General features: G+C 72.5%; 21 protein-coding genes. 11 read left to right on the plus strand and 10 right to left on the minus strand.

Features of this window, described 5'->3' with window-relative positions; translation table 11 throughout:
* Positions 1 to 11: 11 nt before the first annotated feature.
* Entirely contained in the window at positions 12 to 1,676 is a 1,665-nt protein-coding gene (locus AB0J71_RS30230) for a CTP synthase (RefSeq protein WP_352321926.1), read from the minus strand.
* Positions 1,677 to 1,807: 131 nt separating this feature from the next.
* On the opposite strand from AB0J71_RS30230, the gene AB0J71_RS30235 reads away from it, so the two are divergent.
* The 3 genes from AB0J71_RS30235 (at position 1,808) to AB0J71_RS30245 (ending at position 4,471) form a co-directional block, all read left to right on the plus strand.
* Positions 1,808 to 2,470, plus strand: coding sequence for an acyltransferase (locus AB0J71_RS30235; protein ID WP_352321928.1), 663 nt, complete (start codon positions 1,808 to 1,810; stop codon positions 2,468 to 2,470).
* A gap of 67 nt (positions 2,471 to 2,537) precedes the next feature.
* Entirely contained in the window at positions 2,538 to 3,656 is a 1,119-nt protein-coding gene (locus AB0J71_RS30240) for a nitronate monooxygenase family protein (protein WP_352321929.1), read from the plus strand.
* A 35-nt stretch (positions 3,657 to 3,691) separates the two neighbouring features.
* Entirely contained in the window at positions 3,692 to 4,471 is a 780-nt protein-coding gene (locus tag AB0J71_RS30245; protein WP_352321931.1) for a GntR family transcriptional regulator, read from the plus strand.
* Here the strand turns inward: AB0J71_RS30245 and AB0J71_RS30250 are convergent.
* The gene (locus AB0J71_RS30250) at positions 4,428 to 6,806 is read right to left on the minus strand and encodes an FAD-dependent oxidoreductase (RefSeq protein ID WP_364417165.1); all 2,379 of its coding nucleotides are present in this window, start codon (positions 6,804 to 6,806) and stop codon (positions 4,428 to 4,430) included. The two genes, AB0J71_RS30245 and AB0J71_RS30250, sit on opposite strands and share 44 nt — an antisense overlap.
* A gap of 68 nt (positions 6,807 to 6,874) precedes the next feature.
* Between AB0J71_RS30250 and AB0J71_RS30255 the strand changes: the two genes are divergently transcribed.
* From AB0J71_RS30255 to AB0J71_RS30265, 3 genes are read left to right on the plus strand one after another with little or no spacing between them, the layout of a single operon-like run.
* A complete protein-coding gene (locus AB0J71_RS30255) occupies positions 6,875 to 7,780 on the plus strand; it encodes a phosphotransferase (RefSeq protein WP_364417167.1) in 906 nt (301 codons plus the stop codon).
* Positions 7,781 to 7,784: 4 nt separating this feature from the next.
* Positions 7,785 to 8,390, plus strand: a complete 606-nt coding sequence (locus AB0J71_RS30260; protein ID WP_364417169.1) for a DUF4126 domain-containing protein — start codon at positions 7,785 to 7,787, stop codon at positions 8,388 to 8,390.
* A gap of 60 nt (positions 8,391 to 8,450) precedes the next feature.
* Positions 8,451 to 9,587, plus strand: coding sequence for a ScyD/ScyE family protein (locus AB0J71_RS30265; protein ID WP_352323483.1), 1,137 nt, complete (start codon positions 8,451 to 8,453; stop codon positions 9,585 to 9,587).
* 133 nt (positions 9,588 to 9,720) lie between these two features.
* Here the strand turns inward: AB0J71_RS30265 and AB0J71_RS30270 are convergent, their stop codons facing one another.
* Genes AB0J71_RS30270 through AB0J71_RS30280 form a run of 3 tightly spaced genes read right to left on the minus strand, consistent with a single transcriptional unit; the run spans position 9,721 to position 12,219 of the window.
* The gene (locus tag AB0J71_RS30270) at positions 9,721 to 10,515 is read right to left on the minus strand and encodes an alpha/beta hydrolase (protein WP_364417171.1); all 795 of its coding nucleotides are present in this window, start codon (positions 10,513 to 10,515) and stop codon (positions 9,721 to 9,723) included.
* Between the two features lie 11 nt (positions 10,516 to 10,526).
* On the minus strand, positions 10,527 to 11,435 hold the full coding sequence (locus AB0J71_RS30275; protein WP_364417173.1) for an alpha/beta hydrolase: 909 nt from the start codon (positions 11,433 to 11,435) through the stop codon (positions 10,527 to 10,529).
* Positions 11,425 to 12,219 (minus strand): glucose 1-dehydrogenase, encoded by a 795-nt coding sequence (locus tag AB0J71_RS30280; protein WP_352323480.1) that lies wholly within the window; start codon positions 12,217 to 12,219, stop codon positions 11,425 to 11,427. Before AB0J71_RS30280 ends, AB0J71_RS30275 begins: the two co-directional genes overlap by 11 nt.
* Positions 12,220 to 12,379: 160 nt before the next feature.
* Here AB0J71_RS30280 and AB0J71_RS30285 point away from each other — a divergent pair, with 160 nt between their 5' ends.
* Positions 12,380 to 12,985 carry a hypothetical protein gene (locus AB0J71_RS30285; RefSeq protein WP_352323479.1) on the plus strand — a complete coding sequence of 202 codons (606 nt, stop codon included), beginning with the start codon at positions 12,380 to 12,382 and terminating at the stop codon, positions 12,983 to 12,985.
* A 59-nt stretch (positions 12,986 to 13,044) separates the two neighbouring features.
* Positions 13,045 to 13,599 (plus strand): Uma2 family endonuclease, encoded by a 555-nt coding sequence (locus AB0J71_RS30290; protein WP_364417175.1) that lies wholly within the window; start codon positions 13,045 to 13,047, stop codon positions 13,597 to 13,599.
* Between the two features lie 24 nt (positions 13,600 to 13,623).
* On the opposite strand, the gene AB0J71_RS30295 is transcribed toward AB0J71_RS30290, so the two are convergent.
* Complete coding sequence (locus AB0J71_RS30295; protein ID WP_352323477.1) at positions 13,624 to 14,187, minus strand: dihydrofolate reductase family protein; 564 nt, start codon at positions 14,185 to 14,187, stop codon at positions 13,624 to 13,626.
* A gap of 87 nt (positions 14,188 to 14,274) precedes the next feature.
* Positions 14,275 to 15,777 carry a hypothetical protein gene (locus tag AB0J71_RS30300; RefSeq protein ID WP_364417177.1) on the minus strand — a complete coding sequence of 501 codons (1,503 nt, stop codon included), beginning with the start codon at positions 15,775 to 15,777 and terminating at the stop codon, positions 14,275 to 14,277.
* 175 nt (positions 15,778 to 15,952) lie between these two features.
* Between AB0J71_RS30300 and AB0J71_RS30305 the strand changes: the two genes are divergently transcribed.
* Positions 15,953 to 16,426, plus strand: a complete 474-nt coding sequence (locus AB0J71_RS30305) for a hypothetical protein (protein WP_364417179.1) — start codon at positions 15,953 to 15,955, stop codon at positions 16,424 to 16,426.
* Positions 16,426 to 16,749 carry a transcriptional regulator gene (locus tag AB0J71_RS30310; protein WP_352323474.1) on the plus strand — a complete coding sequence of 108 codons (324 nt, stop codon included), beginning with the start codon at positions 16,426 to 16,428 and terminating at the stop codon, positions 16,747 to 16,749. The genes AB0J71_RS30305 and AB0J71_RS30310 overlap by 1 nt, the downstream gene beginning before the upstream one ends.
* A 39-nt stretch (positions 16,750 to 16,788) precedes the next feature.
* Here AB0J71_RS30310 and AB0J71_RS30315 read toward each other — a convergent pair whose 3' ends face one another.
* Positions 16,789 to 17,346 (minus strand): hypothetical protein, encoded by a 558-nt coding sequence (locus AB0J71_RS30315; protein ID WP_352323473.1) that lies wholly within the window; start codon positions 17,344 to 17,346, stop codon positions 16,789 to 16,791.
* A 249-nt stretch (positions 17,347 to 17,595) separates the two neighbouring features.
* On the opposite strand from AB0J71_RS30315, the gene AB0J71_RS30320 reads away from it, so the two are divergent.
* Positions 17,596 to 18,468: an RIO1 family regulatory kinase/ATPase gene (locus AB0J71_RS30320; protein WP_364417181.1), complete on the plus strand. Its 873-nt coding sequence runs from the start codon at positions 17,596 to 17,598 to the stop codon at positions 18,466 to 18,468.
* Between the two features lie 57 nt (positions 18,469 to 18,525).
* Here AB0J71_RS30320 and AB0J71_RS30325 read toward each other — a convergent pair whose 3' ends face one another.
* Together AB0J71_RS30325 and AB0J71_RS30330 are read right to left on the minus strand one after the other, a co-directional pair.
* On the minus strand, positions 18,526 to 19,470 hold the full coding sequence (locus AB0J71_RS30325) for a COX15/CtaA family protein (protein WP_364417183.1): 945 nt from the start codon (positions 19,468 to 19,470) through the stop codon (positions 18,526 to 18,528).
* Between the two features lie 190 nt (positions 19,471 to 19,660).
* The gene (locus tag AB0J71_RS30330) at positions 19,661 to 20,284 is read right to left on the minus strand and encodes a PepSY domain-containing protein (RefSeq protein WP_352323470.1); all 624 of its coding nucleotides are present in this window, start codon (positions 20,282 to 20,284) and stop codon (positions 19,661 to 19,663) included.
* Positions 20,285 to 20,330: the final 46 nt, after the last annotated feature.

The following is a 20,330-nucleotide window of genomic DNA, read 5'->3' on the forward strand; positions in this document are numbered from 1 at the left end:
TGCGGTGACGTTCACTTGCCGACCTTGGTGGTCACGCGGCTGTCGGCGTAGGCCAGGGCGGCGCCGATGAGGCCCTTGAACATCGGGTTGGCCCGGGTGGGACGGGAGCGGAACTCGGGGTGCGCCTGCGTGCCGATGAAGAACGGGTGCACGTCGAGGGGCAGCTCGGTGTACTCCACCAGGCGGCCGTCGGGCGACAGGCCGGAGAAGACCAGGCCGACGTTCTCCAGGCGCTCGCGGTAGGCGTTGTTGACCTCGTACCTGTGACGGTGGCGCTCGTCGGCCTTGGCCTTGCCGCCGTAGAGCTGCCTGGCCAGCGTGCCCTCGCCGAGCTTGGCGGTGTAGCTGCCGAGCCGCATGGTGCCGCCCATGTCGCGCTCGCCGGCGACGACGTCCTCCTGGTCGGCCATGGTGGAGATGACCGCGTGCTTGGTGTCGGGGTCGAACTCGGCGGAGTTGGCGTCCTCGATGCCGGCCATGTTGCGGGCGGCCTCGATGACCATGCCCTGCATGCCGAGGCAGATGCCGAGCAGCGGGATCCGGCCCTCGCGGGCGTGCCGGATGGCGCCGATCTTGCCCTCGATGCCGCGCACGCCGAAGCCGCCGGGGATCAGCACGCCGTCGACGCCGTCGAGCTCGCGCTCGGCGCCCTCGGGGGTCTCGCAGTCGTCGCTCTTGACCCAGCGGATGTTGACCCGCGCGTCGTTGGCGAAGCCGCCGGCGCGCAGCGCCTCGGTGACCGACAGGTACGCGTCGGGCAGGTCGATGTACTTGCCGACCAGCGCGATCGTGACCTCCTTGGCCGGCCGGTGCACGCGGCGCAGGAGCTGCTCCCACTCCTTCCAGTCGACGTCGCGGAAGGGCAGGCCGAGGCGGCGCACAACGTAGGCGTCGAGGCCCTCGGCGTGCAGCACCTTGGGGATGTCGTAGATGGAGGCGGCGTCGACGGCGGAGACGACGGCGTCCTCGTCGACGTCGCACATGAGGCTGATCTTGCGCTTGATCGCCGTCTGGACCGGACGGTCGGAGCGCAGCACGATCGCGTCGGGCTGGATGCCGATGCTGCGCAGCGCGGCCACGCTGTGCTGGGTGGGCTTGGTCTTCAGCTCGCCGGACGGGCCGATGTAGGGCAGCAGCGACACGTGCAGGAAGAAGACGTTGTCGCGGCCGACCTCGTGCCTGATCTGACGGACGGCCTCCAGGAACGGCAGCGACTCGATGTCGCCGACCGTGCCGCCGACCTCGGTGATGACGACGTCGACGTCGGGGCCGGCCATGCCCCGGATGCGGTCTTTGATCTCGTTGGTGATGTGCGGGATGACCTGGACGGTGTCACCCAGGTATTCGCCGCGCCGCTCCTTGGCGATGACGTTGGAGTAGACCTGGCCGGTGGTGACGTTGGCCGAGCCGTGCAGGTCGGTGTCGAGGAAACGCTCGTAGTGGCCGACGTCGAGGTCGGTCTCGGAGCCGTCGTCGGTGACGAAGACCTCGCCGTGCTGGAACGGGTTCATCGTGCCGGGGTCGACGTTGAGGTAGGGGTCGAGCTTCTGCATGGTGACCCGCAGACCGCGCCCCTTGAGCAACCGGCCGAGGCTGGAGGCCGTGAGCCCCTTGCCGAGACTGGAGGCGACACCGCCGGTGACGAACAGATGCTTGGTTTGCGATGCGCTGCGCAAAGGGGCTCCCGTGGCTCGAATGGTGGCCGAAGTGTCCACGGGCTCTCAGGATATCAAACAACGCCCCTCACATGCCCGAACGGCATGACCTAGCGGTAACTTTGGGCCCTATGTCACTAGTACGCCGGGCCATGGGCGCACTGATTCACCGTGCGTACGCGGCGATCCGCCACGCCGGGGCGATCTCCCCGGACTCCACGGCGGGTTATCGTTTCCGCCGGATCGGCGAGGGAGTCTGCATCGCCTTCCCGCCGGGGGCGATCTTCGGCGAGCGGTGGATCGAGATCGGCGAGCACACGCTGATCGGCGAGCGCGTGTCGATCTCCTGCGGCATGTGGCCGGACGTCGATCTCGGCCCCGACTCGATCCTGCGGATCGGCGGCTCGTGCTCGATCGGCCGGGGCTCGCACATCGTGGCCCACCAGTCGATCGACATCGGCGACCACGTCTTCACCGGCCCGTACGTCTACATCACCGATCAGAACCACGTCTACGACGACCCCGAGACGCCGATCGGACGGCAGTGGCCGCGCAACAGCCCGGTCTCGATCGGCGCCGGCTCCTGGCTCGGCACCGGCGCGATCATCCTGCCGGGCACGGTCCTCGGGCGGCAGTGCGTGGTGGCGGGAGGCGCGGTGGTGCGCGGCGAGTTCCCCGACCACAGCGTGGTCGCCGGGGTGCCCGCCAAGCGCGTCCGCGGGTACACGCCGGAGCTCGGCTGGCACGCCCCCGGCGCCGCCGAGGCCGCCGCCGCGATCGCCCTGGCGCTCGACGGGCAGATCGGACCGTCCTGACAGCAGGGACGTGCGGCCCCGAGAACGGGGATGGACCGAACAAGCTTCTGGAGGTTAGCGTCGGTGCATGCGGACCGCCATCTGTGAGCGCCTGGGCGTCGAGTTCCCGTTGTTCGCCTTCAGCCACTGCCGCGACGTGGTGGCCGCGGTCACGAACGCGGGCGGGTTCGGGGTGCTGGGGGCCGTCGCGTACTCGCCGGAGCGGCTGGACGCCGAGCTGACCTGGATCGACGAGCGGGTGGGCGGGCGGCCGTACGGGGTGGACGTGCTCGTCCCGGGCCGGATCGACGCCTCCGCGCTCGACCTGCGGGCCCACCTGCTGGACTTCGTGCCCGACCGCCACCGCGACTTCGTCGCCCACCTGCTGTCCAAGTACGGCGTGAACGCGCCGCCGCAGCCCCTGAGCGCGGTGGCCGACGAGTTCGGCCGGCGGGTGACGGCATCGGGGGCGACCGCGCTGATCGACGTGGCGCTCAAGCACCCGATCGGGCTCATCGCCAGCGCGCTCGGACCGCCGCCGCCGCAGATGGTGGCGAGCGCCAGGGCGGCGGGCGTGCCGGTGGCCGCGCTGGTCGGAACCGTGGAGCACGCCCGCAGGCAGGTGGCGGCCGGGGCCGACATCGTCGTGGCCCAGGGCACCGAGGCGGGCGGCCACACCGGCGAGATCTCCACGATGGTGCTCGTGCCGCAGGTCGTGGACGCGGTCGCGCCGGTCCCGGTGCTGGCCGCGGGCGGCATCGCCTCGGGACGCCAGATGGCCGCGGCCATGGCGCTCGGGGCCGAGGGGGTCTGGTGCGGCTCGGTGTGGCTGACCACCGAGGAGGCGGAGACGTCGCCCGCGCTGCGCCGCAAGCTGCTGGCCGCCTCGTCGCTGGACACCGTCCGGTCCCGGTCGCGTACGGGCAAGCCGGCGCGGCAGCTCAGGTCGGCCTGGACCGAGGAGTGGGACTCCGGGCAGGAGAGCCCCGGGCCGCTGGGCATGCCCCTGCAACTGCTGCTGGCCGAGGGGGCGATGGCCCGCATCGGCGCGGCGGCCGACCGCGGCGACCCCGGCGCCCAGGAGCTCGTCACGTACTACGTGGGCCAGGTGGTGGGCCAGCTCGATCGCGTGCGGCCGGCCCGGGACGTGGTGTACGACATGATCAGCGAGTTCACCGACGCCGTGGCCCGCCTCTCGTCGTCCTGAGTGGTTCCTCCCGGATGGCCCGGTAGCATGCGCGTGTGGTCGGGACACCGCCTGAGCTGGAGCGTGGCACCGGGGTTCCCGCGCACACGCAGATCGAGCAGTGGCTGCTGGCGGCGATCTCCTCCGGCGAGATGGCCCCGGGCGACCGGCTGCCCGGCGAGCGGGAGCTGGCCGCCCGCCTCGGCGTGAGCCGGATGACCCTGCGCCAGGCCCTGGCCACCCTCGAACGCGACGGCGTGCTGATCAGGCTGCCCGGCAGGTCGGGCGGCGCGTTCGTGGCCGAGCCGCGCATCGAGTGCGACCTGACGGGCCTGGCCGGGTTCACCGAGCAGATGCGCCGCGCCCACCTGCGGGCCGAGGCGCGGATCCTGACGGCCGCCACCGTGCCCGCGCCGGCGGCCGTGGCCGCCGCGCTCGGCGTCGCGCCGGGCGAGCCGGTGCACGAGGTGGCCCGGGTGCGGTCGGCGGGCCGTTCGCCGGTGGCGCTCGAACGGTCCTTCTTCCCGGCGCTGCCCGGCTTCCTCGACGAGGACCTCGGCGGCTCGCTCTACGCCCTGCTGGCCGGCCGCTACGGGCTGGAGCCGCGGACCGCGGTCGAGCATCTGGACCCGGTGATCGCCGGTCCGGCGGAGGCGGCCGAGCTGGGCATCGCGGCGGGCGCGCCGCTCATGCTGATCGAGCGCACGGCCTACGCCGCCGACGGCAGCCCCGTCGAGTACGCCCGCGACCTGTTCCGTCCCGACCGGGTGCGCCTGTCGGTGCGCAGCGGCGTCACCGCGCCCGCGACCCCGCCGGGTCGTGCAGCGGCTCCCTGACCACGACGCCGGGCACCCACTCCCCCTCGACCTCGACCTCCAGCTCGGCCCCCGGCCCGACCGGCAGGTACGCGTAGGCGATCGACCGCTCGACCGTGTACCCGTAGCCGCCGGAGGTGACCCGGGCCACGACCTGGCCGTCCACCCGTACGGGCTCGTTGCCCAGGGCGACCGCCCGCGGGTCGGACAGGGTGAGGCAGCGCAGGCGGCGGGCCGGGTGCGGGTCCAGGGCGTCGCGGCCGAGGAAGTCCTTGCCGGGCTTGACGCAGAAGCCGAGCCCGGCCTCGTACGGCGTCGTCTCGGGCCCGATGTCGGCGCCCCACACCCGGTACCCCTTCTCCAGCCGGAGGCTGTCGATGGCCCGGTAGCCGCCCGCGACCAGCCCGTACGGCTCGCCCGCCCGCCACAGCGTCTCCCACAGCGCGAGCCCGTACTCGCTGGAGCAGTACAGCTCCCAGCCGTGCTCCCCCACGAACGTCACCCGCAGCGCCAGCGCGGGCACGTCCCCCACGGTGAGCTCCCGGGCCGACATGAACGGCAGGTCCGGCGGGTCCGGGGTCAGCCCGGCCAGGATGTCGCGGGCCTTGGGGCCCCACAGGGCGAAACAGGCGTACTGGCCGGTGACGTCGGCGATCCTGGCCGTCGAGCCGGTGAGCGCGGCCTGCCGGCGCAGCCAGGCGAGGTCGCGGGAGCCCGACGCGGTGCCGGTGACGATCAGGAACTCCTGCTCGCCGCGCCGGGTGACGGTGAAGTCGCACTCGATGCCGCCGCGCCGGTTCAGCGCCTGGGTGTAGGTGACGGCGCCCACCTCGCGGGCCACGCGGTTGTCGCACACCCATTCCAGCAGGGCGGCGGCGTCCGGGCCGGTGACCTCGATCTTGGCGAAGGAGCTCTCGTCGAACAGCCCGGCCGCGGTGCGGGTGGCGCGGTGCTCGGCCCCGACGGCGGGCGACCACAGGCGTCCGGCCCAGCCGCGGGGGCGCTCGTCGGCGCCGCCGGGGGCGGCCGAGTAGTGGTTGACCCGCTCCCAGCCCGCCTTCTCGCCGAAGACCGCCCCGTGGGCGGCGTGCCAGGAGTAGGCGGGCGAGACCCGCAGCGGGCGCCCGGCCGCGCGCTCGTGGCCCGGGTAGCGGATGTCGTAGTACGTCTCGTAGTTCTCGACCGAGCGCTTGACCGTGTACGACGGCGACCGGTACTGGCGGCCGAAGCGGCGTACGTCCATGTGGTGGACGTCCATGCCGGGCTCGCCGTCGACGATCCAGTCGGCCATGACCCTGCCGATGCCGCCCGCGCCGGCGATGCCGTGGGCGCAGAACCCGGCCGCCACGAAGAACCCGCCCACCTCGGTCTCCCCCAGGCAGAACTCGTTGTCCGGGGTGAACGCCTCCGGCCCGTTGATCAGCTTGCGGATGCCGACGTCGGCCATCGCGGGCACCCGGATCCGGGAGTTGGCGGAGATCTCCTCCAGGCGCGGCCAGTCCTCGGGCAGCAGCCTGCCGTTGAAGTCGGCCGGCACGGCGTCGTAGGAGGTCTCGGAGGCGGTCCAGGGGGCGCAGGTGCGCTCGTAGCCGCCCATGACCAGGCCGCGCACCTCCTGCCGGTAGTAGACGAGCAGGTCGGGGTCGCGCAGCGTGGGCAGGACGGGATGGTCGTGGCAGGCGTCGGTGACGACGTACTGGTGGGACATCGGCACGATCGGGATGCGCACCCCGGCCATGCGGCCGATCTCGGCGGCGAACATGCCGCCGCAGTTGACCACGATCTCGCAGGCGATGTCCCCCTGGTCGGTGCGGACGCCGGTGACGCGCCCGCGCTCGACGCCGATGCCCAGCACCCGCGTACGGGTGCGCAGGCGGGCGCCGCCCTCGCGGGCGCGGGCGGCGAGGGCGTAACACAGCATCGAGGGGTCCACCTGGCCGTCGGTCGGCAGGTACGCCGCCCCCACCACCCCCGACGGATCCATCAGCGGGAACAGCTCCACCGCCGCGGCGACCGGGATCTCCTCCAGCGGCAGCCCGAACGTCCTGGCCCAGCCGATCTGGCGGCGGATCTCGGCCATCCGCTCGGGGGTGGAGGCCAGCTTGAGTCCGCCGCACTCGGTCCAGCCGGCGTCGAGGGTGCGGTAGAGCTCGACGGAGTACTGGTTCATCCGGGTCAGGGTGGGGTCGGAGCGGAGCTGGCCGACCAGGCCCGCCGAGTGGAAGGTGGAGCCGCTGGTGAGCTCGTCCCGCTCCAGCAGGACGACGTCGCGTTCGCCGCGCAGGGTGAGGTGGTAGGCGACGGACGCGCCGCCCACCCCGCCGCCGATGATCACGATGCGGGCCGAGTCGCTCATGGTCGCGAGGCTAACCCGCGTACCGTAAAAGGTCTAGACCGTTTAGGACGGCGGAGCTAGCATCGATCATGGCGATCGCCCGGGTCCTCGACCGCATCCCGCTGCTGTCCGGCCTGCCGCGCTCCGTCGAGGAGCTGCCCGGCGGGATGACCAACCGCAACTACAAGGTCACCACCCCGGCCGGGGTCTACGTCGTGCGCGTGGCCGCCAGCGACGGCTCCCTGCTGGGCATCGACAAGGACGCCGAGCACGCCGACTCGCTCGCCGCCGCACGGGCCGGGGTGGGGGCGCCCGTGCACGGCTACCTGCCGGAGGCGGGCGTGCTGGTGATCGGGTTCCTGCCGGGCCGGACGTTCACCGAGGCCGACCTGTGGGAGCCGGCGAACCTGGCGCGGGTGGCGCAGGTGTGCCGGCGGCTGCACGCGGGGCCGCGCTTCGTGCGCGATTTCGACATGTTCGAGGTGCAGCGGGGGTATCTGCGGATCGTCCAGGAGCGAGGTTTCCGACTTCCTCCGAAATATCTGGATTTCATGCCCGCCGTCGCAGAAATTAGGAAATGTCTGGCGGTACGCGCCGAGCCCACCGTCCCCTGCCACAACGATCTGCTCCCCGGCAACATCGTCGAGAGCGGCGACCGCCTCCACCTCATCGACTACGAGTACGCCGGCAACAACGACCCCTGCTTCGAGCTGGGCAACCTCTGGAGCGAGGCCGACCTGCCGCCCGGCCACCTGGAGGAGCTCGTCACCGCCTACTACGGCCGCCGCCTGCGCCACAGGATCGCCCGCGCCCGGCTGCTCGGCCTGATGTCCAAGTACGGCTGGACCCTGTGGGCCTCGATCCAGGACGGCGCCAACGACACGATCGACTTCGACTTCTGGTCCTGGGGCATGGAGAGGTACGAGCGTGCGGCGGCCGAGTTCACCCGGCCGGGCCTGGCCCGCGTGATGGAGGCCGCGGCGGGGGCAGACTAGGGGGATGTTCGCCGCGCTGACCGGTCTCGGCCTCTCCACCGCCGCCGGCCTGAACGCCTACATCCCGCTCCTGGTCGTGGGCGTGCTGGCCAACCTCACCGACCGGGTGAAGCTGCCCGACGGCTACGCCTGGCTGTCGAACTGGGGCGTGCTGGCGATCATCGCGGTGCTGCTGCTCGCCGAGATGGTCCTCGACAAGGTGCCGGCCGTCGACACCGTCAACGACGCCGTCCAGACCGTGGTGCGCCCGGCCGCGGGCGGCGTGGTCTTCTCCGCCACCAACGCCGCCGCCGAGCTCGACCATTCGACCTGGATGACCGAGAACCCGTGGGCCGGCTGGCTGCTGGGCATCGTGATGGCGCTGGCCGTCCACACGCTGAAGGCGACGGCCCGCCCGGTGATCAACGCGGGCACGGCGGGGGTGGGCGCGCCCGTGGTGAGCACCGCCGAGGACGCCGGCTCGCTCGGCATGAGCCTGATCGCGGTGTTCCTGCCGGTGCTGGTGATCGTCGCGCTGCTGCTGCTCGTCCTGCTCGCGTGGTGGACCTTCCGGCGGGTACGCCGGCTGCGCGCCCGGCGCCGGATCAGAAGAAATCCACCCCCAGGCTGAGTACGCCTCACCCTGCGGGTTGATCCGCCGCCCCGTCCAGCGCTTCTACGGTGTTCCCTCATGAAGCGAGTCATCATCACGGGGGGAGTCGCTGCTCTCGGCCTGGCCGCGTCGGTCGCGCCCGTCCCGGCGTCGGCGTCCGCGCAGGCGAGCGTCACCGTCGTCGCCGCCAAGCTCGACGGCCCGCGCGGCCTGACCTTCGGCCCCGACGGCGCCCTGTACGTCGCCGAGTCCGGCTCCGGCGGGAAGATCAAGTGCGCGACCGTGCCCGCCGAGCCGGGCGGCGAGGCGAGCAAGGTGTGCCTCGGCCTCACCGGGAAGATCTCCAAGCTGGCCGACGGCACGCTGACCACCGTGGTCAAGGACCTGCCCTCGGCCGGGTCCGACGGGCTCGGCACCGGCCCGCACGACGTCGCCTTCGCCGCGGACGGCTCCATGCTGGTGCCCGTCGGCCTGGGCGGCAACGGCAAGCTGCGGGCCGACCTCGGCCCCAAGGGCCGCACCCTCGGCACGCTGCTGAAGATCAAGGACGGGAAGTCGTCCGTCATGGGCGACCTGCTGGCGTTCGAGGCCAAGCACAACCCCGACAAGAAGGACAAGGGCAGCGCGATCGACTCGTACCCGTTCGCGGTCGTGCCGACCCCGCAGGGCGGCGCGCTGGTCACGGACGTGGGCGCCAACGACGTGCTCCAGGTCAGCGCGTCGGGCAAGGTGACGCTGCGGGCGGTGTTCCACGCGCGCAAGGTCGCGGCCCCGGCCATGCTCAAGCTCCCCAAGGGCAGCAAGGTCCCGATGCAGTCCGTGCCGATGGGCATCGCGGCCGCCCCCGACGGCTCCTACTACGTCGCCGAGCACGCCGGGTTCCCGCAGCCCGAGGGCGTGGCCAGGGTGTTCAGGCTGGCCGGCAGGAAGGCCGCGACCGCCGTCAAGGGCTTCACCACCGCCGTCGACGTCGCCTTCGACGCCTCGGGCCGGCTGCTCGTGCTCGGCTCGGTCGGCCCGGTGCCCGCCGACCACCAGCCCCGTACGTCGCTCTACCGGATCGAGGCCGACGGCACGCGCACCGAGCTGCTCAAGCCGGGCACGCTGACCGTGCCGCTGGGCATGGCGGTCGCCGCCGACGGTTCGGTCTACGTGTCGAACAAGGGCTTCACTCCCGGCAAGGGCGAGATCGTCCGGGTGGAACTGCCCGCATAGACGTGTGAGCGTCATGGCCCCCAAATCCCGTGGCGCGCTCACACGGAGGGCCCGGCAGCAGCGTCCGCGCTGCCGGGCCCTTCACCATGCCTCACCATGCCTCACCACGCCTCACCACGCCTCGCCCTGCCGGTCAACGCGCCCTGAGCCAGCCCTCCAGCACGCGCACGAACTCCGCCGGGCGCTCCTCGTGCAGCCGGTGACCCGAGCCCTCCCAGCACACGACCTTCGAGCCCGGGTTCTTGAGCAGCCCGGCCTCCCAGGCCGCGCGTCCGGGGTCGGCCCAGATCGACAACACCGGGCAGCTCCGGCGGGCCAGGTACTCGTCGCTGGCCGGCCGCACGCCGATGGCCCCTGGGCCGGTGAACATGGCCTCGAACGCCTCGGCCAGCACGTGCGGGGGCATGCCGTACAGGCGGCGCTTGTGCCAGCGCCGGATGACGGCGGGGGTCGCGGAGGTGGTGCACCACCGGTCGATCTCCTCGGCGACGGCGTGCGGGTGCTCGCCGCGCAGGCCCGCGATCATGCCGGGGAAGCCCGCGGCGAGGTCCTGGCCCATGCCGTAGCCGGGGTCGAGGGTGACCAGCGCCCGTACGCGCCCCGGATGCTCGACCGCGAGGATCGAGGCGACCTGGCCGCCCATGGAGTGGCCGACCGCGACCACCTCGGGGACCTCCAGGCGGGCGAGCAGCGTGTTCAGGTCCTCGGCCATCGCCTGTGGGGTGTTGCCGGTCTCCGGGACCGAGGAGTAGCCGTGGCCGCGCAGGTCCACGGCGAGGACGCGGTGGCGGGCGGCCAGCGCGTCGATGTGCCAGGACCACTGGTGGGAGTCGGCGCCCCAGCCGTGCACGAGCAGCAGCGGCGGGTCGCCGGCGCCGTCGTCGGTGTAGAAGAGGCTGATGGTTGCCGAAATTTCGGCGTACGGCATGAAATATCCCCTTATTTGAGGGCGCGGATGGCGGCGCACACCCGGTCCATGGCGTCGGCGGCGGCGGGCAGGATCGGGCCCGTGCCGAAGAAGCCGTGGAACAGGCCCTCGTACCGGACGCACTCCGCCTCGACCCCGGAGTGGCGCAGGTGGCGGGCGTACGCCTCGCCCTCGTCGCGCAGCGGGTCGTGCCCTGCCGTGATCACCAGGGCCGGCGGCAGGCCGCTCACGTCCGCGCCCAGGGGCGAGCTGTACGGCTCCCCGCGCCGCCCATGGTCGGGCTGGTAGCAGTCCCAGAACCACCGCATGTGCGCCGTCGTCAGGAAATATCCCTCGCCGTTCTGGTCGTACGAGGGCCAGTGGCGGACGGCGTCCGTCGCGGGATAGACCAGCACCTGCAGCACGATCGGCGGCCCGCCCTCCTCGCGCGCCCGCAGGCAGGTGACGGTGGCGAGGTTGCCGCCCGCGCTGTCGCCCGCCACCGCCAGCGCCCCCGGGTCGGCGCCGAGCCCGGCCGCGTGCTCGTGGGCCCACCGGGTGACGGCGAAGGCGTCCTCGACGGCGGCCGGATAGGGGTGCTCGGGCGCGAGCCGGTAGTCGGCGGCGACCACGACCGCCCCGGACCCGGCGCAGATCTGGCGGCAGACGCCGTCATGGCTGTCCAGCGACCCCAGGGTGAACCCGCCGCCGTGGAAGTACACGACCAGCGGCCGCCCCTCGGCGCCCTCCGGCGGCCAGTAGACCCGCACGGGGACGCCCGCCGCGTCGCGGTCCTCCACCCGGCCCACGGGCAGCGGCTCGGGGCTCGGGACCGAGGCCAGCACGCGGCGCGCCGCCACCGGGTCCCAGGGCCCCTCCCCCTTGGGGAAGAACTCGCTCATCAGGTCGATGACCGCGCGGGTCGGCTCGTCAACGGCCATCTCCGGCCTCCTCCTCCGCGGCGGCGGCCGCGCGCGGGACGGAGCCGAGCAGGGCCGTCTCCCCCGCCGTCCAGCCGCCGTCGATCGCCAGCTCCGCGCCCGTGACGTAGGAGGCCGCGTCGGACAGCAGGAACGCGATGGCCTCGGCGACCTCCTCGGGCTCACCCCATCGCCCGGCGGCGGCCAGCGGGAACGTGCCCTCGCCCGAGACCGCGCCCAGCGAGGCGGTCATCGGGGTGACGATCATCCCGGGATGCACCGAGTTCACCCTGATGCGGTCCCGCCCGAACTCCAGCGCCGCGATCTTGGTCAGCCCGCGTACGCCCCACTTCGACGCTCCGTACCCGCCCGTGCCGGGCAGCGCGGTCAGCCCTGCGACCGACGAGAGGTTCACCACGGCCCCACCGCCGGCCGCCCGCATGGCCCCGGCCACGGCCTTCAGCCCGAGGAACACGCCGACCAGGTTCACCTGGAGCACCCGCTCGAACTCCGCCAGGGACTGCTGCTCGATGGTCCGCACGGTGACGATCCCGGCGTTGTTCACCAGCCCGTCGAGCCGCCCGTGCGCCTCGACGGTCGCGGCCACGACCGCCGCCCACTGCTCCGGGTCCGTGACGTCGTGCGGGACGAACGTGCCCCCGACGTCCTTGGCGGTGGCCGTCCCCTCCTCGGTGAGCACGTCGGTGAGCACGACCCGCGCCCCGGCCGCCGCGCACCGGCGCGCCGTGGCCGCGCCCATGCCCCGGGCGCCGCCCGTGATGATCACTACCTTGCCGTCGAGCACGCGCACCCCTCATCGGAGACGACCGAACATGTGCACTGAAACACGCGCCCACGTCCCCGATCAAGGGCTTGCTCGGCCCGGTCGCCGGAACCCCGGATCCCCGTCGCGCGTTGAACTCCTTGGGGGTCGAACTATCCTTCTAGGCAACAACCCACGGGAGGTGGCGGAGATCAGCGAGTTCCTTGTCATCGTGCTGGCCATCCTGGCGTTCCTCCTGCTGCTGACCGGCGTGGGCGTCTATCTGCTGGTCAAGGTGGGCAAGAAGGCGGCCAGGAAGGCCCGGCAGGCCACCACCCGGCTGACCACGCACGTCAACGCCATGGGCACCGGCGACGCGGCCGAGGTCGAACGCCTCCGCCTCGACCTGCGCCGCGAGGTGGCCCTCACCCGCCAGGCCGTCGAACAGGCCCAGCAGCGCGGCTGGGGCCTCGGCGACCTGCCCCGGCTGCTGGCCGACCTGTCGGCCCAGGCCGACGTGCACGACGGCCAGCTCGGCATGTACGCCCAGCAGCGCCGCGTCTCGCCGTACGTCGACCACGCCGCCCTCGACCGGCTGCGCGAGCACCAGGCCAAGCTGACCGCCATGTGCGCCCGCATCCGCGCCGACCTGCTGGGCGACCAGATGCACCACGCGTCCTCCGGCATCGACGAGCTGTACTCGCGCACGGAGCTGGAGATCGAGGCCCGCCGCCGTCCCCCGGACCCGCTGGACCAGATCGACGAGCTCTACCGCCGCTCGATGGAGCAGCGCAAAGACCACTCCTGAGCTCCGCCTGACGTGGCACCATGAGCGCGCCGCGCGCTCGCCTGGAAGGTGCCCGTCCGATGTCCCCAGCCCTGCCCGCCTGGTCGCGCCGCTTCACCACGACCGGCCCGCTCGACGCGCTCCCGCCGGACGCACCCCGGCGCGCCGAGCTGATCGACGGCGTCCTCACGACGCGGCCACCCCGGAGCGCCTTCCACATGTTCGCGGCCCGGCTGTTCGAGCGGTCGCTCAGGCCGCCCGCGCACCTGGCGGTGATCCGGTCGATGACCGTGGCCCTCGGGCCGCGCCTGCTGCTCTCGCCGGACGTCCTGGTGGCCGGCAGACCGGCGATCGGCCCGGCCACTACGTCCTTCCGTCCTGATCAGGTGCACCTCGTGTGCGAGGTGGTCCCGGCGGGGGCCCGGGAGCGGGATCGCCGCAGCCGGTACGCCGAGGCGGGCATCGAGCACTACTGGCGGGTGGCCTGCGAGGACGACCAGCCGGTGGTGCACGCCTTCCGCCTCGGCCGCGACGCCGGGGCGTACGTGTCCGCCGGCGTCCATCGCGGGCGGCTGCGCCTCGACGCCGGGTTCGACGTGGACATCGACCTCGGCCTGGAATGGCCGCTCGCCTAGCCGCGGCTCCGGCCCCGGCGGGGGTCAGCGGTGCCGGCGGTACTGCAGCTCCATGATGCCGCCGCCGGAGGCGAAGCTGGAGACCAGGTCGAGCCGGTAGGACTTGGGGAAGCCGTCGAACAGCCTGGTGCCCTCGCCCGCGACGTAGGGGAACACGCTCAGCCGGAACTCGTCGATCAGGTCGAGCCGCATGAGCGACCGCCAGAGGCCGACACCGCCCCAGACCAGGAGGTGGCCGTCGCCGTCCAGCCGGAGTTTGTCGATCTCTGCCGCCGTGTCGCCGTCGGCGATGGTGGTGTTGGCCCAGTCGGCCGTCTTCAGGGTCCGGGAGAAGACGACCTTGCGCCCGGCGGTCAGGATGTCGGCGAACGGGTGGTCGGTGGCGGTCGTCATGCCCTTGGCGATGCCCTCGTAGGCGTTGCGGCCCATGACGTGCGCGTGCGCGCCGCGCAGGAAGTCGAGGTAGGCCGGGGAGTCGGGCCGGCTGTTCTCAGGCAGGTCGAAGCAGAATTTCCAGAAGTCGGTGCCCTCATCGGCGAGCAGGCCGTCGAGGGAGTAGTTGAACACTGTCGCTATCAGCGTCCGCATGAGCGCATCTCCGTGGTCGCGGGTCGTCCGGCGACAGGTACGACACCGGAGCCGCCTGGAAATCATCGGTGTCCGGCCGGTCGCCGCTCAGTACTTTTCGACGCAGATGGTCAGCGCGGGGACGGGCCACGTCCAGGAATGTCTGGTCACGCCGTCGCAGGCGGTGGCGTCCTTGTCGGCGTTGCCGCGCAGGACGCGCCGCACGGTGAACGTCTTCGGCGCTCGGCATTTCCGGGCGAAGTCCACGAACGCCTCGTTGTGCGACCACTTGTAGCAGTAGTTCCGCCCGAACTGGTAGGCCAGGCAGTACAGCACGTCGTCGTGGATGAGATAGCGGTGGTTGGTCGTGCCGTCGCAGAGCCCGGAGGGAGTGGTGACGGCGGCCACCCGGTAGGGCGCGCCCTGCTCGCACCTGTCGACCACAGGTGTGTCCGGCAGGCCGGACAGGCAGTCGCCGACTTTGAAGGCGGCCACCGGCTCGCTCGGGGCCGAGGTCGGGGCCACGGTTGGCGCAACGGTCGGGGCCGAGGTGGGTGCCGCCTGGGTGGGAGAGTCGGCAGGCGCGGGGGACGACGATGTCTCGGCGGGCTCGGTCACGACCGTCGAAGGGCCGGTCAGTGCCTCGCGTACGTTGTTCTTGATCACATTCTTCGCGACCACCGCGAGCAGCACCAGCACGACGGCCCCCACCGCGGCCCCGATGCCGAGCAGTTTCGACCGCCCGGAACCCGGAGCCGCCGCGGCCTGCCGGGCAGGCGGCGAGACCGGCTCCGGCTGCGCCGCCTCGCGTAATCGCGCGGCCCACTGCGCGGGCATGGGACGGCCGAACGGGGGCTGGTCGAGCGCGGCCGTGGCGAACTCCGCCAGACCGGGATGGACGGCGGCCAACGCGGACACGTCGGTGGCGGACGGGTCACGGGCGAAGACCCGGATGACCAGCAGCGCGAACTGGTAGGCGTCACCCTGCGGCGTCCCCGGCCGCTCCCCGGCGGGGATCCGCCGGTCGGAGGGCGGCTCCACGGGCGGCAGCGCCCGCGCGCCGCCCAGCCCCATCGCGTCGCAGCCGATGAGGAAACACCCCGGCCGGGGCTCCGTCGTGAACAGCACGTTCTTGGGGGACAGGTCGCCGGCGACGACGCCCGTCGCGTGCAGGCGGGCGAGCGTGTCGGCGAGATCGGCCAGGATCAGCAGGCGGTCGCGGTCGGTGACGTCCTCCTGCTCCTGGCCGAACAGACGGTCGAGGGTCGCCAGCCGGCGTACGGCTCCGGACGGGCCGGGCGTCTCCCGGAAGAACCGCTGAGGCACGGTCCGCATCAGGAAGCCGACGACGGCGCCGTTCTCCTCCACCAGTTCGGCGGGCCAGGCCGCGCGCTCCTCCAGCCAGGCGGCGTCCGACGAGGAGAGACGGCCGGTCAACTGCGTCATCGCGGCGAGGACGGCGACGTCGAGCCCGGGCCGGACGTCGTAGTCGATCTCCTTGTACGCGACGCCCGGCCGGCCGTTGATCCTGCCGCTGAGCTCCTCGTGGACCATTCCCTGGCCCTCACGCCCGAGCGGCCGCCCGAGGGCGAGCTTTGCGCGGCCGATCACGGTTTGTCACCTCTGGCCTTGACCATGCAGCGACCCTAGTTCCGCCGGCGCCGAAGATCAAAGAGGCATGTCTCACCTCCGGCGCCGGGCCGTTCGGCCAGCGACGACTTTCCCGAGAGGAAAACAGATGGTACTTTCCTCACAGGAAAGCAGTAGTCGACCTCGGGGAAGGCCCATGAACCAGCACGACGCCCAGACTTCGCTCGACGACATCCACCGCCTCCAGGCCAGGACCCGGCAGCAGATCGTCCGCCAGAGCTTCGCGCTCCCCCGCGTGGTCGTCTCCGCGCTCGGCCTCTTCGTCATGCTCGCGTCCGTCGACCTGCCGAGCCCGTGGTTCTACCTCGGCGCGGCGCTCGGGGTGGTCGTGTACGCGGGCGTGGGCATCGTCTGCGAGCACCGGGCCGCGGTCCGGCGGACGGCCACCGGCCGCGAGGCCCTGTTCCACGGCGTGCTGCTGGCCTGCGTCATGGTGGCCTTCGGCATCGGCCGGATCGCCGCCTTCGCGCTGTTCGACCTGCCGGCGCACGGGCTGCCGTCGCAGGCGGTCGCGGGCGCGGTCGCGGCGGCCGTGCTGTACGTCGCGGCCACGCCCGTCAACCGCCGCGTCATGAGGTCGATCGTGCGGCAGGACGGCGGCGTCGCCTGATGGATCCGCTCTTCGACGAGTTCCTGCACGTCCCTGCGCGACTGTCGGTCGTGGCGCTGCTGGCGCCGGCCGACTGGGTGGACTTCGGCTTCCTCAGGGACTCGGTCGGCACCAGCGACTCGGCGCTGTCCAAGCAGGTCTCCGCGCTGGCCGCCGCCGGATACGTGGTCGTGCGCAAGGACCAGGACAAGCGGGCGCGGCGGACGTACGTGCAGCTCACCCCCCAGGGACGGTCGGCCTTCCAGCGGCATGCGGCGGCCCTGGAGCGGATCGTCGCCCTCGCCCGCGACTCCGCCGACCGGCCCGCCGCCGACCAGCAGTGACGGGCCCTGCCGAGCCCTTCGCCCGGCCGCGCGTCACACTCAGCTGTCCCAGTCCGCGTAGATCACGGCGGCCAGCTCCTGTTCCGTGGCGCCCTTGCGGGCCAGGGCCTTGGTGGCCTGGGCCTGGGCCGTCGTGGGCAGGCGGCCCTCGATCAGCACGGGCAGCGAGAGCCGGCGCGCCAGCACCTCCGTGGCCGCGATGCCGTACGGGCGGCGCGTCACGGCCACGTTGACCCGCAGCGCGTGCTCGTTGCCGGGCGGCACGCCGGGACGGTCGATCTCGACGGCCGAGTAGCGGAAGCCGTTCGCGAGGTCGCAGGAGGCGCATCCGGCCGGGCCGCGGCTCAGCCGGCCGCCGCACTCGGGGCACGTCAGGCGGTCGTAGGCGGCGTCGACGACCCGCCACGGGTGCCTGTCGGGCTCGTCGACCACCATGCGGGCGATGAGCTGCTCGTCCGGCGGGGCCACGGTGCCGAACTCGGCGAGCAGGAAGGCCCGCCAGCCCTCCTCGACCAGTTCGTCCACCAGCCCGGCGCAGCGGTCGCAGTCCGGCGCGCCGGCGGGTTCCCGATGTCCGCACACCTCACATCGCCGCATGGCGGAACCGTACAAGCCAGGCAGATGGCGGCGCACCCGATTATCGGGCCGCCGTTTATTCGATTGCGAGTGCCGTGCCGGACGCGGCATACTCATCCGCGTCGATCGCAGCGAGACGAAGGGAGGCTGAGACCGTGACGACCGTTGCCCGCGTGCCGTTTTCCGCGACCTCAGACCTTCCCACCAGGTGTCCGCTGACCTGATCCGTCCGGCGAGCCGGTGGGGCCTCGAAACTGGAGACATCTCACCGTGCCCAAGCACTCGCAGCACCGCCGCCGTGGCAAGTTCGCACTCGACGCCGACGACATCGAATGGCTCGAAAGCACCCCCGAGACCGATGACGGGCCGCCCGAGGGCGACCGCTGGTCCACCTGGGACCAGAGCACGCCCACCGAGAAGGGGCCGAAGCCGTACCCCGGCTGGCTGGTCACCGAGCTGGCCGCCGTCGACACCGAGCTCGGCCTGCTCAAGACCGGCAAGGAGGCCGACGTCCACCTGATCTCGCGGGGCGTGCCCGGCACCGACCGGGTCTGCCTGCTGGCGGCCAAGCGTTACCGCTCCTCCGAGCACCGCCTGTTCCACCGGGACGCCGGTTACCTGGAGGGCCGCAGGGCCCGCGAGAGCCGGATGAACCGGGCCATGGCCAACCGCACCGCCTTCGGCAAGCAGGTGATCGCCGCGCAGTGGGCGGTGGCCGAGTTCACGGCGCTCTGCCGGCTCCGGGAGCTGGGGGTGCCGGTGCCGTACCCGGTGCAGATCGTCGGGACGGAGATCCTGGAGGAGTTCGTCGGCACCCCCGACGGCTATGCCGCCCCGCGGCTGGCCCAGGTCTCCGACGGCCTCGACGACCTGTGGGAGCAGCTCGTGGCGGCCATGGTGACGCTGGCCGCGGAAGGGCTGGCGCACGGGGACCTGTCGCCGTACAACCTGCTGGTGCACGAGGGGCGGCTGGTGATCATCGACCTGCCGCAGATCGTCGACGTGATCGCCCACCCCGCGGGCCCGTCCTACCTGGACCGGGACGCCCGCAACGTGGCCACCTGGTTCGCCGCCAAGGGCGTGACCGCCGCGGACCCCGACGCGCTGGCCGACCTGCTCCGCAAGGAGTCCGGCCGGACGTGACCGGCGCGGAACGCGCGCGGCCCCGGACCTACTCCGGGGCCCGTCCGCGCGGACCGGCTACGTACGGGCGGGGGCGGGCAGGGGCCGTGCCTCCCCCGCCACTGCCGGGAGCCGGCTGTCGAGGAGGACGCGTACCGCGCCCACCCACACCATCGCCGAGCCGAGCAGGTGGGCGAGCACGACGACCTCCGGCAGGTCCGTCACGATCTGCGTCAGGCCGACGAGCCCCTGGGCGAGCAGCACGGCGAGGAACAGCGTGGTGCGCAGGTGGGCCGCCGAGCCTGGCTCCCGCCGGGTCCTGAGCCACAGGGCGACGCCCAGGCCGAGGCTGAGCGCGGCGGCGACCCCGTGCAGCCACACCATCGCCGTCCAGTTGAACGGCATGCGCGGCACGTCGGAGGAGTCACCCGCGTGCGGCCCGGCGCCGGTGACGATCGTGCCCGCCGCGACCAGCAGCGCCACGGACGCGACCAGCGCGGCCGGAAGCCGGCCCACCGGCGCCGAGAGCGGCCGCGCGGGCCGGTCGAGCAGGCGGGCCTTGTGCCAGACGACCGTGGTGGCGGTCAGGAACAGCACGGCGGCCAGGAAGTGCGCGGCGACGAGGTACGGGCTCAGCCGCGCCCACACGGTGAGGCCGCCGACGACCGCGTTCAGCACGACGATCCAGAACTGCACCCACCCCCACCGGGTCAGCTCGGGCACCGGACGGCGCTGCAGCCGGGCGACGACGATGAGCCAGCCGACGGCGACGCACACGACCCCGGACAACACCCGGTTGGTGAACTCGATCGCGCCGTGCACGCCGAGCTCGGGCGTGGCCGCGAAACCGGCCTCCGAGCAGCGCGGCCACCCGTCACAGCCCAGCCCGGACCCGGTCAGCCGGACGACCCCGCCGGTCACGATGACCATCAGGCTGGTGGCCAGCGCCGCGCCCGCGGCCCGTCGCAGGGCGGCTCGTTCGAAGGCGACCCGGGTGGCGAGCCACTGGAAAGGAGTGGTCATGGGGGATGAGGTCTCTCTGCTGCTCGGCGAACCGCCGCGGGTGGCGGCCGAAAACGCGATCAAGACTTTACTCTACAACCCGTAGAGCACTTGCCCGCTGGGAAGGCGTCCAGAGCCGTGCAACATCCCGGCGACGCCGCGGGACGGCCACCTCCGCCGATGGCCGGAGGTGGCCTGCTCCCCCGTTGGGTCAGCTGGTTTCGTTCTTCTTGGTGACCTCACCGGTGGCGGCGTCGACCATCACCTCGTGCTTGGTCCCGTCCGGGGTCATCACGTCCGACTTCCAGACGGTCTTGCCGTTCTCGGTGTCGAGCTTCAGCTCGGTGACGCGTCCCTCCGGTACGTCCGCGGCGACCTTGTCGGCGGCCTGGGCGTAGTCGAGCTTGGCCTCGTTGATGCGGGTCTGCATCTTGGCCTTCTCCTGCTCGTCCATCTGCTCGGCCGTCGGCCCCTTGACGACCTTGCCGGACTGCACGTCGACCTGGTGTTCGGTGCCGTCGGAGCCGACGACCTTGACCTCCCAGACCATGCCGTTCTCCTCGCTCTCGACGGAGACGACCTTGGATCCGGGCACCGCGGCCATCGCGACCTTGGCGGCGTCCTTGAGCTCTCCGGCTCCTGGCTTCATGGACGTGGCGCCCGGCGAGGGGGACATGGTCCCCGTTTCTGGCGGGCTTTCCATCGACGGAGACGGGCTTCCCATGGTGGGGCCCGGCGTCGGCTCGACGGCGAACTGGCCGACTTCCCGTACGGCGCCGCAGCCGGCTGCGAGCAGCGCCGCACCGACCAGAGCCCCGATGATCGACTTGTTCATACCTGGACCGCTGCCCCAGGATCCGGCCTTCATTCCCGCAGGTCAG

This window comes from Nonomuraea sp. NPDC049637, from assembly GCF_040675235.1.
Classification (GTDB): domain Bacteria; phylum Actinomycetota; class Actinomycetes; order Streptosporangiales; family Streptosporangiaceae; genus Nonomuraea.

What these genes read in the sequence shown, in the direction of transcription:
- AB0J71_RS30235 (WP_352321928.1), top strand. Translation starts at nt 1,808, where the DNA reads ATGGGCGCACTGATTCACCGTGCGTACGCGGCGATCCGCCACGCCGGG.
- AB0J71_RS30240 (WP_352321929.1), top strand. Translation starts at nt 2,538, where the DNA reads ATGCGGACCGCCATCTGTGAGCGCCTGGGCGTCGAGTTCCCGTTGTTC.
- AB0J71_RS30250 (WP_364417165.1), bottom strand. Translation starts at nt 6,806, where the DNA reads ATGAGCGACTCGGCCCGCATCGTGATCATCGGCGGCGGGGTGGGCGGC.
- AB0J71_RS30255 (WP_364417167.1), top strand. Translation starts at nt 6,875, where the DNA reads ATGGCGATCGCCCGGGTCCTCGACCGCATCCCGCTGCTGTCCGGCCTG.
- AB0J71_RS30260 (WP_364417169.1), top strand. Translation starts at nt 7,785, where the DNA reads ATGTTCGCCGCGCTGACCGGTCTCGGCCTCTCCACCGCCGCCGGCCTG.
- AB0J71_RS30265 (WP_352323483.1), top strand. Translation starts at nt 8,451, where the DNA reads ATGAAGCGAGTCATCATCACGGGGGGAGTCGCTGCTCTCGGCCTGGCC.
- AB0J71_RS30270 (WP_364417171.1), bottom strand. Translation starts at nt 10,515, where the DNA reads ATGCCGTACGCCGAAATTTCGGCAACCATCAGCCTCTTCTACACCGAC.
- AB0J71_RS30275 (WP_364417173.1), bottom strand. Translation starts at nt 11,435, where the DNA reads ATGGCCGTTGACGAGCCGACCCGCGCGGTCATCGACCTGATGAGCGAG.
- AB0J71_RS30290 (WP_364417175.1), top strand. Translation starts at nt 13,045, where the DNA reads ATGTCCCCAGCCCTGCCCGCCTGGTCGCGCCGCTTCACCACGACCGGC.
- AB0J71_RS30295 (WP_352323477.1), bottom strand. Translation starts at nt 14,187, where the DNA reads ATGCGGACGCTGATAGCGACAGTGTTCAACTACTCCCTCGACGGCCTG.
- AB0J71_RS30305 (WP_364417179.1), top strand. Translation starts at nt 15,953, where the DNA reads ATGAACCAGCACGACGCCCAGACTTCGCTCGACGACATCCACCGCCTC.
- AB0J71_RS30310 (WP_352323474.1), top strand. Translation starts at nt 16,426, where the DNA reads ATGGATCCGCTCTTCGACGAGTTCCTGCACGTCCCTGCGCGACTGTCG.
- AB0J71_RS30315 (WP_352323473.1), bottom strand. Translation starts at nt 17,346, where the DNA reads ATGCGGCGATGTGAGGTGTGCGGACATCGGGAACCCGCCGGCGCGCCG.
- AB0J71_RS30325 (WP_364417183.1), bottom strand. Translation starts at nt 19,470, where the DNA reads ATGACCACTCCTTTCCAGTGGCTCGCCACCCGGGTCGCCTTCGAACGA.
- AB0J71_RS30330 (WP_352323470.1), bottom strand. Translation starts at nt 20,284, where the DNA reads ATGAACAAGTCGATCATCGGGGCTCTGGTCGGTGCGGCGCTGCTCGCA.